The sequence below is a fragment of the Amycolatopsis sp. NPDC005003 genome (assembly GCF_053600695.1).
Genome location: NZ_JBSGAI010000036.1, coordinates 55912 through 68951 on the forward strand (window position 1 = coordinate 55912; position 13040 = coordinate 68951).

At 69.8% G+C, this 13040-nt stretch carries 11 protein-coding genes; 4 read left to right on the plus strand and 7 right to left on the minus strand.

The annotated features are described in order from the left end of the window. Positions 1-57: 57 nt before the first annotated feature. The 5 genes from ACWED2_RS33955 to ACWED2_RS33975 are packed head-to-tail and all read right to left on the minus strand — an operon-like array spanning position 58 to position 4922. On the minus strand, positions 58-1053 hold the full coding sequence (locus ACWED2_RS33955; protein ID WP_449694598.1) for an ABC transporter substrate-binding protein: 996 nt from the start codon (positions 1051-1053) through the stop codon (positions 58-60). Positions 1054-1094: 41 nt separating this feature from the next. Next, positions 1095-2147, minus strand: a complete 1053-nt coding sequence (locus ACWED2_RS33960) for an ABC transporter permease (protein WP_449694599.1) — start codon at positions 2145-2147, stop codon at positions 1095-1097. After that, positions 2144-2908, minus strand: coding sequence for an ATP-binding cassette domain-containing protein (locus tag ACWED2_RS33965; protein ID WP_449694600.1), 765 nt, complete (start codon positions 2906-2908; stop codon positions 2144-2146). Before ACWED2_RS33965 ends, ACWED2_RS33960 begins: the two co-directional genes overlap by 4 nt. Beyond that, the gene (locus tag ACWED2_RS33970; RefSeq protein ID WP_449694601.1) at positions 2905-3942 is read right to left on the minus strand and encodes a class I mannose-6-phosphate isomerase; all 1038 of its coding nucleotides are present in this window, start codon (positions 3940-3942) and stop codon (positions 2905-2907) included. Before ACWED2_RS33970 ends, ACWED2_RS33965 begins: the two co-directional genes overlap by 4 nt. Next, the gene (locus tag ACWED2_RS33975; protein WP_449694650.1) at positions 3939-4922 is read right to left on the minus strand and encodes a LacI family DNA-binding transcriptional regulator; all 984 of its coding nucleotides are present in this window, start codon (positions 4920-4922) and stop codon (positions 3939-3941) included. The genes ACWED2_RS33970 and ACWED2_RS33975 overlap by 4 nt, the downstream gene beginning before the upstream one ends. A gap of 313 nt (positions 4923-5235) precedes the next feature. On the opposite strand from ACWED2_RS33975, the gene ACWED2_RS33980 reads away from it, so the two are divergent. The 3 genes from ACWED2_RS33980 (at position 5236) to ACWED2_RS33990 (ending at position 11418) form a co-directional block, all read left to right on the plus strand. Further along, a complete protein-coding gene (locus tag ACWED2_RS33980; protein WP_449694651.1) occupies positions 5236-8460 on the plus strand; it encodes a GH92 family glycosyl hydrolase in 3225 nt (1074 codons plus the stop codon). Further along, the gene (locus tag ACWED2_RS33985) at positions 8457-10835 is read left to right on the plus strand and encodes a GH92 family glycosyl hydrolase (RefSeq protein WP_449694602.1); all 2379 of its coding nucleotides are present in this window, start codon (positions 8457-8459) and stop codon (positions 10833-10835) included. Before ACWED2_RS33980 ends, ACWED2_RS33985 begins: the two co-directional genes overlap by 4 nt. A gap of 217 nt (positions 10836-11052) precedes the next feature. Beyond that, a complete protein-coding gene (locus ACWED2_RS33990; RefSeq protein ID WP_361090790.1) occupies positions 11053-11418 on the plus strand; it encodes a DUF3817 domain-containing protein in 366 nt (121 codons plus the stop codon). A gap of 54 nt (positions 11419-11472) precedes the next feature. Here ACWED2_RS33990 and ACWED2_RS33995 read toward each other — a convergent pair whose 3' ends face one another. Beyond that, entirely contained in the window at positions 11473-11973 is a 501-nt protein-coding gene (locus ACWED2_RS33995; RefSeq protein ID WP_004562932.1) for a MarR family winged helix-turn-helix transcriptional regulator, read from the minus strand. Between the two features lie 78 nt (positions 11974-12051). Between ACWED2_RS33995 and ACWED2_RS34000 the strand changes: the two genes are divergently transcribed. Continuing rightward, entirely contained in the window at positions 12052-12357 is a 306-nt protein-coding gene (locus ACWED2_RS34000) for a thiamine-binding protein (RefSeq protein ID WP_449694603.1), read from the plus strand. Positions 12358-12398: 41 nt separating this feature from the next. Here the strand turns inward: ACWED2_RS34000 and ACWED2_RS34005 are convergent, their stop codons facing one another. Beyond that, entirely contained in the window at positions 12399-12806 is a 408-nt protein-coding gene (locus ACWED2_RS34005) for a hypothetical protein (protein WP_449694604.1), read from the minus strand. Positions 12807-13040: the final 234 nt, after the last annotated feature.

The window sequence follows — 13040 nt, forward strand, 5'->3', positions numbered from 1 at the left end:
GCTGGTCAAGGCCCTGCAAGCGGGGTGCACCGCTCGCAGGACCCTGACGGACGGGGCTCAGCAGCTCTGCTTGTAGAAGTACTGCGAGTTGGCGTCCATGTCGTCCTTCGTGATCGAGTGCAGCTCCGCGGTGAGGTTCCGCGTCACCGTCTTGCCCTCGATGGCCGCGACGGCCTGCTGGACGCCCTGGGTGCCGATCGAGGCCGGGTCCTGGGCGATCAGGGCCTGGTACTGGCCGTTCTTCAGGCCCTCGACCTCGGACGGGCTCGCGTCGAAGCCGATCAGGTTGACCGCGCCGACCTTGCCGGCGTTGCGCAGGCCGGTCGCCGCGCCTTCCCCGGTGTTGAGGTTGGTCGCGAAGACGCCGATGAGGTCCGGCGTCGACGACAGCGCCGCCGTCACCTTGGCCGCGGCCTGCTCCGGCTCGTTCTGGGTGAACTGGACGCCGATCGACTTGAGGTTCGGCGAGTTCTTCAGTTCCTCCTCGAAACCCTTGGCGCGCGCGGCGGTCGTGGACGTGCCCGCGATCGTGTCGAGCACCAGCACCGAGCCGCTCTTGCCGCCGGCCAGCTTGGCCATCGTCTGGGCCGCGAGCTTGCCGCCCGCGGCGTTGTCGGACGAGATCGACGAGACGGCCACGCCGGTGTCCTTCAGCGCGGTGTCGACCTCGACGATCTTGGTGCCGCGCGCCTTGACCTGCTGGATCGGCGCGAGCATCGCCGTGTCGTCGGTCGGGGCGATGAGCAGCGCCGCCGGCGGGTTCGCGCCGAGGGCGTTGACCAGCTGGGTCTGCAGGGGAGCGTCGAACTTCTGCGGCGCCTGGGTGGTCAGCTCGTAGCCGAGCTTCTTCGCTTCGGCTTCGGCGCCGCACTGCAGCGAGATGTAGAACGGCTCGGCCTGCACACCGGGGATCAGCGCGAGCTTCTTGCCGCCGACCGGCGCCGCCGAGTTGCCGGACCCGGTCTGCCCGACCGTGCCGGAGCCGCACGCGGTGAGCAGGGCGGCGGCGGAGACCACGGCACCCATGGCGGTGAGAGTCTTGGTCAGTTTCATAAGCACCTCGTTGTACTTGGGGGGACTGTACTTTGGGGGACTCAGCGGGAGTTGCGGCGACGGCGGCGGCGCTGGTCGAACCAGACCGCGGCGACCAGGACCCAGCTGACGATGAACATCTGCCAGAAGTCCTGGACGTGGATGATGTTGAAGCCCTTGCGCAGCACGGCGGGGATGAAGACCCCGATCACCGTGCCGAGGATCGTGCCGACGCCGCCGAAGAGGCTCGTCCCGCCCATCACGACCGCGGCGATGGCGTTGAGGTTGTCGGTGGTGTGCCCGGAGATGGTGGTCGAGTTGTAGTAGGCCAGCGAAAGGAACCCGGCGATCCCGGCCAGGAAACCGGTGAGCGTGTACACCTTCAGCAGGTGCCGGGTGACACCGATGCCCGCGCGGCGCGCGCCTTCGGCGTTGGAACCGACGGCGAAGGTGTACCGCCCGAACTTCGTCGTCCGCAGCAGCCACGCGCCGATCACGGTGATCACGATCGCCACGATCACCAGGTTGGGCACGATGCCGAAGGACGTGCCGTAGCCGAGGGTCTTGGTCAGCTCCGCCGGGACGGTCCGCAGGTCGGAGCCGCCGTTGAGCAGGTACGCGGTGGCCAGCGCGGCCCCCATCGTGCCGAGCGTGACGATCAGCGCCGGGATCTTGGCCACCGCGACGAGGACGCCGTTGATCACGCCCCAGATCGTGCCGGTGACCACGGCGACGACGAGCCCGACGAGGATCACGCCCCAGCCCGCCTTCGACGCGTCGCCGCCGGACATCGCCTCCATCACCTTGCCCGCGACCATGCCCGCGAGGATCAGCACCGAGCCGACCGAGAGGTCGATGCCCGAGGTGATGATCACGAACGTCATGCCCACCGAAAGGATGAGCAGGACCGAGGACTCGATGAACAGCGTCTGGAAGGTGAACAGCGTCGGGAAGCTGTCCGGCGCGATGACGCTGAACAGCACGACCAGGGCCAGCAGGACGAGGCCGATCCAGAACGTGTTGGCTTCGATCAGGCGCTTGCCCAGCGGCCGCTTCCCGAAGCCGGCTTCGGGCGACTCCTGGATGTCCTTCTTCGGGGGCGTCGACACGCTCATGCCGCCTCCTCCTGCACGAGGGCGCCGGTCATCGCGGCGACGAGGTCTTCGAGCTTCGTGTCCGGCCCGGTGAACCGGGCGACGCGCCTGCCGAGCCGCAGCACCTCGACGCGGTCGGCGACCGACAGCACCTCGGGCATGTTGTGGCTGATCAGCACGACGGCGATGCCCTTGTCGCGCACCTTCTTGATGACGTCGAGCACCCGCTCGCGCTGGACGACCCCGAGCGCGGCCGTCGGCTCGTCCATGAACACGACCTTCGACGCCCACACGACCGAGCGCGCCACCGCGACGCTCTGCCGCTGGCCGCCGGACAGCGAGCCGATCGGGACGTCGGTGCTCTGCAGCGTCACGCCGAGGCGCTGGAACTCCTCGATCGCCTGGCGCCGCATCTCGTTCTTGTCCAGCATCCCGAGCTTGCCGAGGAGACCCTTGCGGTGGATCTCGCGGCCGAGGAACAGGTTGGCCGCCGGGTCCAGCTCCGGCGCGACGGCGAGGTCCTGGTAGACGGTCTCGATGCCCAGCCGCCGGGCGGTGGTGGGGGAGTCGAAGTGCACCTCGGCCCCGTCCAGGAGGATCTGTCCCGACGTCGGCTGCTCCGCGCCGGAGAGGCATTTGACCAGGGTGGACTTGCCGGCGCCGTTGTCGCCGATCAAGGCCGTCACCTCGCCCGCGCGGGCCTGGAACGACGCGCCGCGCAGGGCCTCGACGGAGCCGTAGTGCTTGGTGAGGTCGATCGCGTCCAGGAGGATTTCGCTCATCCGTGCCTCTCTTCCGGCGCCGGTGGGCGGCAGCGGATCACCGTCGCCGTGCCGGACAGCTCGGTCTGGCCGGCGTCGAACGGGACGACGTAGGTGTCGCCCTTCGCCAGCGCGTGCTCGCCGCCGTGCTCGGTCCGCAGCGTGCCTTCGCCGTCGAGGACGACGAGGACCGCGAAGGACGGATCGAGTGACAACGTTGTCAACTCGTCGGAACGCAGCTGTTCGGCTCGGAAGAACCGCTCCGATCCACCGGCCAGCAGGTCCACAGTGGACGCGTGGTCGCCCGCGGTGCGCTTGATGATGGTGCCGAGGCGTTCGGTGTCCCAGCCGGAGGTGTCGAGCGCTTCGACGGCGGTGTCGAAGCCGAGCCCGAGGTGGCCCTTCTCGGGCGAGGCGAGGAAGTCGCGCCACTCGATGGTGAGCGAGAAGTCCGTCGGCTGCTGCAGCTCGACGACGAACACGCCCTCGCCGATCGCGTGCGGCAGCCCGGCCGGGATGTAGACGGTGTCGCCGGGGGTCACCGGGATGCTGTTCAACGCGCCCAGCATCGACGGCACGTCCTGCTCGCGCGTCCACTCGGCCACCGTCGCCTTCGACAGCGTCTCCTTGAAGCCGGGGTAGACGCGCGGGTCGTCGCCGTAGGTGCCGACCACGATCCACGCCTCGGTCTTCCCGAAGTGGGAGTCGAAGTGCCGCTTCGCGAACGTGTCGTCGGGGTGGAAGTGCACGGGCAGCCGCTGGCCCGCGTCGAGCAGCTTCACCAGCAGGCCGGTCGACGTCCCGAGTGCCTCGACGTGCTTGGCGCCGAGCCAGCCGTTCGCGTTCGCCTCGACGGCGTCCCGCAGCCAGGCGCCGTCCGGGAGCCGGGTCAGGCCGTTGGTCTCCTGGCCGAACATCGTGGTCGCCGAGGCGACCCAGTCCTCCGGGCCGAACTTCTTGTCCGGCGAAGCGCCGCGCAGGCCTGCGATGGCGTCGCCGCCGCGGTAGAACTGCGGCGGCTGGTTGGCGGCGAGCCGGATCGGTTCGAGGGTCACGGGGCGACCTCACCGGAACCACGGGCGACGAGATGCACGGGCAGGACTACCTTTCTCGGCGGGGACTGATCTCCTTGGACGCGGGCGAAGAGCAGCTCGGCCGCGGCGTGGCCCAGCGCGCTCACGTCGTGCGCGACCACGGTGACCGGCGGGTTCAGCAGGTCCGCCAGCTCGAAGTCGTCGAACCCGACCATCGCCGGGCGGCGCTCGGCGTGCGCGAGGGCGCGCAGCAGGTGCACCGCGATCCGGTTGTTGCCCGCGATCACCGCGGTGGCCGCGTCGGGGCCGTCGAGCAGCCGCTTGACGGCGTTGCCGACGGCGTCCGGGGTCGGTGTCCCCATCGAAACCAGCGACTCGTCGTAGGAGATCCCGTTGCGCACGCAGCCCTCGCGGAACCCGCGCAGGCGCTCGGCCGCGGTGAAGATGTCCGGGCTGTCGCCGAGGAACGCGATCCGGCGGTGCCCGTGCTGCGCCAGGTGCGTGACGGCTTCGATGGTGCCGCCCAGGTTGTCCACCAGCACGGTGTCGGCCACGATGTCGCCGGCCGGCCGGTCGATGAACACCACCGGCGTGCCCGCGCGCATCTCCGGCACCAGGTAGCCGTGCTGCAGGCCGGCCGGGACGACGAGGATGCCGTCCACCCGCCGCGCGCAGAACTCCAGGACGAGCTCGCGCTCGCGGTCGGAGTTCTCCTCCGACGAGCCGGTGAGCACCTGGCGCCCGAACGACGTCGCGATGCGTTCGACCGCGCGGTTCAGCTCGGAGTAGAAGGGGTTGCCGACGTCTTCGACGATCAGCCCGATCGTGCCGGTCGTCGACCCGCGGCGCAGGTTGCGCGCGCCCAGGTTGCGCCGGAACCCCAGCTGCTCGATGGCCGCCATGACCCGCTCGGCGGTGTCGGGGTGCACCGCCGGTTCGTCGTTGACCACGCGTGAGACGGTCTTGATGCTCACGCCCGCCAGCCGGGCCACGTCGCTCATCGTGGCCCGCCTGCTCGCCGTGCGCGTGCTGCCGCCGGAGTCCCGGCCCAAGGGAGACAACGTTGTCATAGTGACCGGGATTGAACGCCACGCTCCCGGTGCTTGTCAACGCCCCGCGGGCGGATTGTGCCGATTCGGCTACCGATGGCGTAAGGCAGACGGCTGATCACCCTGTCCGGAAGTGGACAGGTCTTGACGTGTCCCTTGACTGTCTGGTGAGTGGCTACCCAAGGTGGCCGGGTTCGACCGACTGCGCGACAAGGTTGTCATGACACGTTTCCGGTCGCGCTGACGAGGTGGAGAGGCGATGGCCATGGCGCGATTGCGCTTGAGAGCCGGTTTAACTTTCCTGGCATTGGCGGTGACGGCAGCGGTGGCTCCCGCTGTGCCCGCCGCAGCGGCGACCAGCACCGACTACGCGAAGTGGGTCAACCCCTTCGTGGGCACCCGGCCCGGCGGGGCCGACCACGGCACCGGGGGCGGTGCCGGCAACACGTTCCCGGGCGCGGTCGCGCCGTTCGGGATGGTCCAATGGAGCCCGGACACGGTGAAATCCCAGCCGGGCGGCTACTTCTACGACGACAACGCCCTGACCGGATTCAGCCTGACGCACCTTTCGGGCGCGGGCTGTTCGACCTATCAGGACATCCCGTTCATCCCTTATGTCGGTGAAGTGACGACTTCCCCGGCCACCGATCCCAACCACTACACGTCGAAGTTCTCGCACGCCAACGAACACGCGACGGCGGGCGCCTACGACGTCACCCTCGACAGTGGCGCGAAGGTTGAGCTCAGCGCGACCCAGCGCACCGGTTCGGCGCGGCTGACGTACCCGGCGGGCGCGTCCTCGACGCTGCTGGTCAACACGTCCGGCTCGGTCAACGGCACCGACGACGCGTCGATCACCATCGGCAAGGACACCATCAGCGGCTGGGCCACCAGCGGCCGCTTCTGCGGCGCGCGCAACAGCTACCGCGTCTACTTCTCGGCGAAGTTCGACACGCCGTTCGCGTCGATCGGCACCTGGAAGAACGGCGCCGTGACGCCGAACAAGGCCGCCGAAACCGGCGGCGCCAAGGCGAAGGTCGCGCAGCCCAACGGCGTCGACGCCTCGATCGCGCGCCCGGCCAAGGCCGCGCCGCAGAACACCACGGTCAGCGGCCCGGGCAGCGGCGGGTACGTCACCTTCGCGAACCTCAACGGCGCGCAGGTGAACGTCCAGGTCGGACTGTCCTTTGTGTCCGTCGACGGCGCCAAGGCCAACCTCAAGGCGGAGAACACCGGGAAGTCGTTCGACACCGTGGCGTCGAACGCGCGCAAGGCGTGGAACGCGCAGCTCGGCAAGATCGCCGTCACCGGCGGCTCGGACGCCGACCTGACGACGTTCTACACCTCGCTGTACCACTCGCTGATCCAGCCGAACGTCTTCTCCGACGTGGACGGTCAGTACCCGGGCTTCGACGGCCGGATCCACACCGCCGACAAGGGCCACGCGATGTACACCAACTTCTCCGGCTGGGACATCTACCGCTCGGAAGCCCCGCTCCTGGCGACGATCGCGCCCAAGGAGACGTCGGACATCGTCCGGTCGATGATGGCCTACGCCGAGCAGGGCGGCTCGTGGGACCGCTGGACGGTGGCCAACGACTACACCGGCGTCATGAACGGCGACCCGTACCACATCATCGTGTCCAGCGCGTACGCGTTCGGAGCGCGGGACTTCGACGCCCAGAAGGCGTTGCTGCTCATGATCAAGGGCGCCACCCAGCCGACCCAGGGCTACACCGAGCGGCCGGGCCTGGACGACTACCAGAAGCTCGGCTACGTGCCGGGCGCCGGCGCGGACACCCTCGAATACACCAGCGCCGACTTCTCCATCGCCCAGTTCGCGAAGCGGCTCGGTGACAGCGCGACGTACACGACGTTCATGAAGCGCGCGCAGAACTGGCAGAACCTCTACAACCCGGGCACCGGCCACCTGCAGCCGCGCAACGCGGACGGCTCGTTCGCCGGCACCTACGACCCCGCCAGCTCACAGGGCTGGGTCGAGGGCAACGGCGCGCAGTACGAGTGGATGGTGCCCTACGACCTCGGCGGCGTCGTGACGGCGTTCGGCGGCAACACCGCGACCCAGACCCGGCTGGACACCTTCTTCACCCAGCTGAACGCGGGCACGCAGGAGCCGTACGCCTTCATGGGCAACGAGCCGAACTCGAACGCGCCGTACGTCTACTCGTACGCGGGTGCCCCGGCCAAGACCCAGGCGATCGTGCACCGCTCGATGGACGAGCTGTACAACCCGCGGCCCGAAGGCCTGATCGGCAACGACGACCTCGGCCAGATGTCGGCCTGGTACGTCTGGTCGGCGCTCGGCATCTACCCGGAGATCCCGGGCCGGGCCGAGACGCTGCTGGTCACCCCGCGCTTCGAGCACGCCGTGCTCACCACCGGCGCGGGCAAGAAGATCACCGTCAACGCCCCCGGCACCGGCGACTACGTGGGCAGCCTCAAGGTCAACGGCAGCGCGGCGGCGAAGGCGTGGCTGCCGGAAGGGCTGATCTCCAGTGGCGGCACGCTCGACTACACCCGCTCCACCACGGCGACCTCGTGGGGCAGTGCGGCGGCCGACGCACCGCCGTCGTTCCGCGAGCAGGAGAAGCCGAGCCTGTCGTTCGTGAACCCGGCCCGGTCGGTGACTCCCGCGGGCTCGACGTCGAAGGCGTCGGCCGGTGTCCAGGACCTTTCGGGAACCGCCCGGACCTGGACCTACAGCGCGGGCAGCGTCGACGGCATCACGCTGACCCCGGCGACGGGCAGCATCGCGGTGCCTGCCGCGGGCAAGGCGAGCGCCGAGCTCACGGTCACCGTCCCGGCCGGCCTGGCCGACGGCGCCCGCCGCATCCCGGTGACGTTCTCCGCACCCGGCGTGGCCTCGTCGCAGGCCGTCCTGACGGTGCTGGTGGCGCAGCCGAACAGCTGGCTGGCCACGGTGAACAACGCCGGCATCTCCCCGGACGCGAACTCGGGCGCGGCGAACTTCGACGGCGGCGGCTGGAGCTACTCGGCCGACGCCCTCGCCGCGGCCGGTGCCACCCCGGGCGCCACGGTCACCAGTGACGGGCTGAAGTTCACCTGGCCGTCGTTCCCGGCCGGGGACCCGGACAACGTGGTCGCCGGCGGTCAGACGGTGAACGTGAGCGGCTCGGGCCGGCTGGCGCTGCTCGGCTCGGCGTCGAACGGCAACGCGTCGGGCACGCTGACGGTGACCTACACCGACGGCACGACGTCCACCGCGACCATCGGGTTCTCCGACTGGACCCTCGGCGGCGGCAACGCGCAGCCGGCGTTCGGCAACCGGATCGTGCTGTCCACGCCGTACCGCAACGCTTCGGGCGGCGATCCGCAGCAGATCCGCACGATGGTGTTCGGCACCAACCCGATCACCCTCGACGCGGGCAAGACCGTGGCGAGCGTGACGCTGCCGGCCAACGTCAGCGGCGGTGACCTGCACGTCTTCGCGATCGGCGTCGGCTCGTGAAGCGCACCGTCCTCGCGGGCTTCCTGACGCTCGCCGCGGCCGCGACGGGGCTCAGCCCCGCCGCGGCCGCGGCCGGCGGGGACGCCCTGGACGCCGTCAACACGTTCATCGGCACGCAGGACGAAGGGAACACGTTCCCCGGTGCTTCGGCGCCGTTCGGGATGACCCAGGTCAGCCCGATCACCTCGCACTACGCCGGCTACCGCTACACCGACACCGCGATCCGCGGGTTCGGGCACTTCTTCCTGTCCGGCGCGGGCTGCTGGGAGCAGGGCGGCCTGGTCTCGACCCTGCCGACGACCGGGGACGTGGGGCCCGGCAAGGCGTTCGACACGACCAAGCCGTCCACTTTCGACCAGAAGCAGTACGCCTCGCCGTTCACCCACGACGGCGAAGTCGGCAAGCCCGGCTACTACAAGGTCCACTTGACCGGCTATGGCGGCGTCGACGTCGAGACGACCGCGGCGACGCGGGCCGGGGTCGAGCGGTACACCTTCGCGAAGCCGGGGGATGCCAACGTCTTCGTCAACGTCGGGCAGGCCAACGACAAGGAACCGGTGACGGGCAGCAGCATCCGTGTGGTCGACGACCGGACCGTCGAGGGAACCGTGGAGTCGCAGGCGTTCTGCGGCGGCAAGGCCTACACGACGTACTTCACGACGAAGTTCGACAAGCCGTTCAAGGCGTTCGGCACGTGGTCGCCGGACGGTGGCACGCCAGGCTCGCGCTCCTCGTCAGGTGGTGCCGGTTTGCGCGGCGCGTGGCTGACGTTCGGTGGCGGGCAGGTCACCGCGACCACGGCGATCTCCCAGGTCGACGCGGCCGGTGCGCGGGGCAACCTGGCCTCGGAGCGCATCCGGTCGTTCGACGCGGCCAAGGCGGACGTCCAGCGCACCTGGCGGCGCGAGCTGTCCTCTGTGGACATCAAGGGTGGCACGCCGGACGGCCGCACGGTGTTCTACACCTCGCTCTACCACGCGTTGCTGCAGCCGCTGACGGCGAACGACGCCGACGGCCGCTACTACGGCTTCGACAAGAAGATCCACCGAGCGGCCGGCTGGACGTACTACGACTTCTTCTCGCTCTGGGACACCTACCGCACGCAGAACCAGCTCCTGGCGCTGCTGCGGCCCAGCCGCGCGAAGGACATCGCGAAGAGCATCCTGGCCATCCACGACCAGGGCGGCTGGCTGCCGCGGTGGGCGTACGCGAGCCAGGAGACGAACACGATGACCGGCGACCCGGTCACCCCGTTCCTGGTCGACCTCTGGCGCTTCGGCGCGCTGTCGGGCGAAGAGATGCACGCGTACCAGGCGCTCCTGCAGAACTCGCGGGAGATCCCGCCCGCGTCGTCGCCGTTCCAGGGGCGCTCGGGCAACGCGAGCTACCAGAAGGACGGGTTCGTCCAGTACGACCCGGACTTCCCGAAGAAGGGCCAGGACACCGACCCGAACCACGGCGCGTCGGCCACCTTGGAGTACGCGCTCGGTGACTGTTCGCTGTCGGTCATGGCGGCCGCGCTCGGCAACAAGGACGACGCTGCAGCGTTGGCGGCGAAGGGCCGGACCTACCGGACGCTGTGGGACGAAACGCAGACCGACCGCGGCTTCACCGGCTTCTTCCGGCCGAAGGTCCTCGGCGGCGCGTGGTTCTCGCCCGCGGACAAGCCCTACAGCCCGCAGAGCCAGGACGGCTTCCACGAGGGCACGGCCTGGCAGTACCAGTGGCTCGTCCAGCAGGACGTGCCCGGGCTGGTGCAGCGGATGGGCGGCCCGGCGGCCACCGGGAAGCGCCTCGACGACTTCTTCGCCTACGACGAACTGGTGAAGAACCCGGCGACGGCGGTCCGCGAGAACTGGGTCGTCGGCCCGTACGACTACTACGACCAGTTCCGCTACAACCCGAACAACGAGCCGGACCTGCACTCGCCGTGGATGTACGCGCTCACCGGGCAGCCGGCGAAGACGTCGACGGTCGTGCGGGCGGCGCACACGCTGTTCACGAACGCGCCCAACGGCGTCACCGGGAACGACGACCTCGGCACCATGTCGGCCTGGTACGTCTTCAGCGCGCTCGGGCTCTACCCCGCTGTCCCGGGGACTGGGAACTTCGTGCTCAACGCGCCGCGGTTCGCGAAATCCGTCCTGCACCTGGAGAACGGGAGCGACATCACGATCAAGGCGCCGGGCGCCGATGGTTCGAAGCTGCAGTACGTCTCCGGCCTCGAGATCGGCTCCAAGCCGAGTGACCGGGTGTATGTGAACGTGGACCAGCTGAAGCACGGCGCCACGCTCGCTTTCGGCCTCACCGGCGACGCGACGGCGAAGTGGGCGACGGCGCCGGAGTCCGCCCCGGCTTCGCCCTGCGCGGGGTAGGCACCGCACGCTCACGGCCATGGTTCAGACCACAGTGGACCACGGCCGTGAGCATCGTCACGGGCCCCGGTGTTCCGGTGAGCGCCGTCACGCCTCACACTGGGTATCAGCACGTCCGACAGCGCCGTTGACGTCCAAGGCAAGTCCGCCTTGGACGGTGTGTCGGGCGTTTTGTTATGTCACGAACCAACGTGGTGAGACCCCACAGGAGGAAGAAGTGTCCAGCAAGGCCGCTCTAGTGTTCCGCGTGGCCGCGGTAGCCGAAGCCCTCTCCTGGGCCGGGCTGCTGGTCGGGATGTTCCTCAAGTACGTCGTCCACTCTTCCCACGAGGGCGGCGTTCCCGTCCTCGGCATGGTGCACGGCGTGATCTTCGTCCTCTACGTGGTCGTCTCCCTGTCCGTGGCGAAGCCGCTCGGCTGGCGCCCGAAGACGCTGGTCCTGGCCCTGCTCGCGAGCATCCCGCCGCTGTTCACGTGGCTGTTCGAGAAGTGGGCCCTGCGCAACGGCAAGCTCGACGGCCCGCAGCGGCTGTCCCACGGCGGTGTCGGCCTGTTCCAGGCGAAGGAACCCGTCGCCGCCTGATTCCCGGCATGTGAGAAAGGGCCCGCACTCGCCGAGTGCGGGCCCTTTCCGCTGCTATTCGCTGAAGTCCCCGGCGGCGCGGCGCACCTTGGTCAGCAGGTCGGTCAGCTGCTCGGTCTGCCGCTCGGTGAGCCCGCTCAGCCCGAAGTCGATGGCGGTGACGGCTTCGGTCGCGGCCTCGCGGCGCTTGCGGCCCTCGTCGGTGATCTCGACCAGCGTCGTGCGGCGGTCGGTCGGGTGCGGGACCCGCTTGACCAGCCCGTCGCGCTCCAGGCGGTCCACTATGTTGGTGACACTGGTGGGGTGCAGCTGGAGCCGCTCGCCCATCACCCGCATCGGCAGGCTGGCGCTGCGGGCGAAGGTGAGCAGCACCAGTGCTTCGTACCGGGCGAAGGTCAAGCCGTGCGGCTTGAGCGCGCCGTCCACCGCGGACTGGATGATCTGCTGGACCCGCATCACCCCGGTCACCGCGGCCATGGTCCCGGAGGGCCCGATCCGGTCCTCCCAGATCCGGGCCGCGCGGGCGATCGGGTCGAACGGCAGCGGACGGTTCATGACACGCGAAGTTACCAGCGGGTACCGGCGGGTGTCGCACGACCGGCGGAAAGAACACCGAAGAAGGGACTTCCGAGCATGATCGTCGCGTTCAGCGTGAGCCCGTCCGGCGGGGACCCCGACGGCGGGGTGAGCGAAGCCGTGGCCCGCGCGGTGAAGGTGGTCCGCGACTCCGGCCTGCCCAACTCGACCAACGCGATGTTCACGAACATCGAAGGCGAGTCCTGGGATGAAGTCATGGACGTCGTGAAGCGCGCGGTCGAGGCCGCGGGCGAAGGGTCGTCCCGGGTGAGCCTGGTCCTGAAAGCGGACATCCGGCCGGGCTTCTCCGGCCAGCTCGAAGCCAAGGTGGACCGGATCGAAGCCCACCTCCGCGAATCCTGAGTCCGTCTCGAACGCCCCAATGTGGCATCGGGCGCATGGGGTCAGGGCAGGGGCGGGGTGAAGGCGACCGTCCAGCGGCCGTCCTCGCTCGTCACCGTCAGCGGGTAGCTGAAGGGCCTGCCGTCGCCGAGGGCGCCGGAGACCGTCGCGCGGGTCGGGGCCGCCGCGTCCGGGCCCAGGTCCACGTGCACGTCGTGGACGCCGCGGTCGGCCAGCGCCGAGACGTAGTCCTTCGCGAAGTCGCCGCCGCCCGAGCCGGGGTAGTCGAGGAGGCCGGCGAAGGCGTCCGCGTCGTGACCGGAGAGCGCCGAAGCCAGCCTGTCGCGCAGCTCGGCCGGGGTGGCCGCGCCGGGGTCCGGCTGGTGCACGATGAGCAGCGTCACCGCACCGATCCAGGCGACGGCGGCCGCGATCGACAGGCCCACCTTCACGTCACGCCGGATGTGCACCCGGCGAGCCTGCCCCAGCGGTGCCGTCCGTGCCAAGCGGGACGGGCCGGGAGGTGCGCAAACGCACGGCGCGGGCGCGCTGAGCAGCCCCCGTTTCCACGCTACCGGTGACCGCCGACAGTTTCCGGGCCGCGCGCGGCCCGGAAACGTCGGTGCCGGCCGGTAAGCCGAACACCGGGGGCCGGCGCCGAGCGCGGAACGTGCCAGACCGTGGACAGGCCGGGCACCCGGTGA